This window comes from Bartonella sp. AD328YNZD (assembly GCF_042196425.1).
Map to the genome: position 1 here is coordinate 1 of NZ_JBHIQG010000365.1, position 2,288 is coordinate 2,288.

At 39.5% G+C, this 2,288-nt stretch carries 1 protein-coding gene and 2 pseudogenes; 2 read left to right on the top strand and 1 reads right to left on the bottom strand.

Annotated features, from left to right (window positions below; all coding sequences use genetic code 11):
- Both ACFIO3_RS11820 and ACFIO3_RS11825 read left to right on the top strand, forming a co-directional pair.
- Nucleotides 1-93: pseudogene (locus ACFIO3_RS11820) on the top strand (polyphenol oxidase); the annotation flags it as partial.
- Between the two features lie 474 nt (nt 94-567).
- Nucleotides 568-1,500, top strand: coding sequence for a ribose-phosphate pyrophosphokinase (locus ACFIO3_RS11825; protein ID WP_375606345.1), 933 nt, complete (start codon nt 568-570; stop codon nt 1,498-1,500).
- Here the strand turns inward: ACFIO3_RS11825 and ACFIO3_RS11830 are convergent.
- Nucleotides 1,497-2,288, bottom strand: a pseudogene (locus ACFIO3_RS11830) (ATP-binding protein); the annotation flags it as partial. The gene ACFIO3_RS11825 and the pseudogene ACFIO3_RS11830 overlap by 4 nt on opposite strands.

Genomic DNA, 2,288 nt, shown 5'->3' on the forward strand with positions numbered 1-2,288 from the left:
CAGCGTTTTTTCTCCTATCGCCGTGCAATACACCGCAACGAACCCGATTACGGACGGCAAATTTCTGCTATTATGCTGAAAAATAAAAGATGAGCCCCTTTTATGCTTGAGAACAATACCAAAACTGCAAAACTAAACTTTTTACCCAAATATAAAAATAAATCCCATTATACTTTGCTTTTTTCACGAAATTATCTACCAGCCCATAAAATATGATAGCCTTCGCTATGATCATTTTCAATGTTTGGTTATAATGATTGAAGGCAAGATAATACTTCTTTTTATTACTCCCTTTCATTCATCTTAAATATGAAACATTCCCCATATTGAAAGTATTTTTATAAAGTAATAACCAAAAAGCTTAATCAATATGTTTTTCTTTGCCGCATGGAGAAAAAACTTTGCTCTAAAAGTAACAAACTTTTGGAAAAAGAGAAAACATACTGCATAGCTCTTTAATAATAATCAATAAAATTGTAATGGTTTTGTAATTGTTTTCTTGCAATTTAATAAAAAGAAATTAAAAACCGTGTCGCATTCCTACCATGATGATTCAGAGGTTCTACTATGAAACTTTTCTGCGGAAATTCTAATCCACGCCTAGCTGAAGATGTTGCAAATTATTTGAACATCCCCTTAGGCAAAGCAACTGTAAAGCGCTTTGCTGATCAAGAAATTTTCGTAGAACTGCATGAAAATGTACGTGGACAAGATGTTTTTGTTTTGCAATCTACATCCTATCCCGCAAATGATCATTTGATGGAATTACTCATCATGATTGATGCCCTTCGTCGTTCTTCTGCGCGTCGTATTACAGCTGTTATCCCCTATTTTGGCTATGCACGCCAAGATAGAAAACCAGGACCACGAACTCCTATTTCTGCAAAACTTGTTGCCAACCTCATTACTGAAGCAGGGGCCCATCGTGTTTTAACATTGGACCTTCATGCAGGACAAATTCAAGGTTTTTTTGATATCCCTACAGATAATCTCTATGCTGTTCCTGTCATTTCTCGCGATGTCAAAGTGCATTATTCTCTTGAAAATGTTATCGTTGTTTCACCTGATGTGGGTGGTGTGGTGCGCGCGCGCGCACTCGCCAAGCGCTTGAACAGTTTGCTCGCTATTGTGGATAAACGTCGCGAAAGCCCCGGTGAATCAGAAGTTATGAATATCATTGGAGATGTATCGGGAAAAGATTGCCTTTTGCTTGATGATATTGTTGATTCAGGTGGAACTTTATGCAATGCAGCAAGTGCTCTGCTTAAACATGGTGCCAATAGTGTCACAGCTTATATCACGCACGGTGTTCTTTCTGGTAATGCAATCGAGCGAATTGCCAATTCAGAGATGAAAGAATTGGTTATTACAGATTCAATCATGCCAACACAAGCTATTGAGAAAACCCATAATATTCGTGTTTTGCCCATTGCCGACCTTATGGGAGAAGCAATAGCAAGGACAGCAGCAGAACAATCCGTTTCAAGCTTATTTGGTTAAAGTGGTTCCTTGGGATCTCCTGGTGCTGTTTCAACACCAAGATCAGGAAATGCAACAATGCGTTGGCCACTAAAATGCGTATGAATAACAATGAGACCGCGTTCTTCAAAGTAGGTTAAAAGCCGACGGACGCGGCTTAAAGAATGAGTCCCATAAAGACGTGCTAAAAATGCATCGGATGGACAAGGCTTTCCGCCCAATGCGGCTTGAGCCACGTTCAAGAAGACTCCTTGAACATCTTCTTCCAAACTTTCTGATATCTGCAAAATATGTTTCCAATGTTCACTGACAGCCGTTTGTTCATCAACAAAAGCCTGAGCAATAGCCAATTTACGCCGAAATTGTGAAAGATTAAAAGGAACCTTTGACATACCATGGATACGGCAACGAACTGAAAAATCTTGATAAAGCACCGCTGTTGAACGATAAAAAGCCTCAGAATCCTCAAGAATTTCCCGAATAATATGTTCTGCTTGGCCGTCACGCTCAACATCAGAAAGTTCAGGAAATAAACTCAAGTTTTCTTCCAACAGCTCTTGTTTTTTATGTACTACCTCCTCTAACATCTCGTGCATTGATTTTTCCCTCATCGGCTCTCGTGTTTGTTTAAATGGCGTTAAAATTTCCTCTGGTGAAGCAGTAAAAACGAGCTCTTGCACATCATCCCGCTCTGTTGGAAGTGGCATTAATTTAGGACTAGAAGAGCGTGCCAAAGTTTCAACAGAACCGATAATGATTGGTAAGGGACGTCGTGATAAAGCGGGACCTAAAGCGATAAAATTTCCCCG

Bases quoted from the DNA above. Each gene is read 5' to 3' on its own strand.
- ACFIO3_RS11825 (WP_375606345.1), top strand. From the start codon at position 568: ATGAAACTTTTCTGCGGAAATTCTAATCCACGCCTAGCTGAAGATGTT.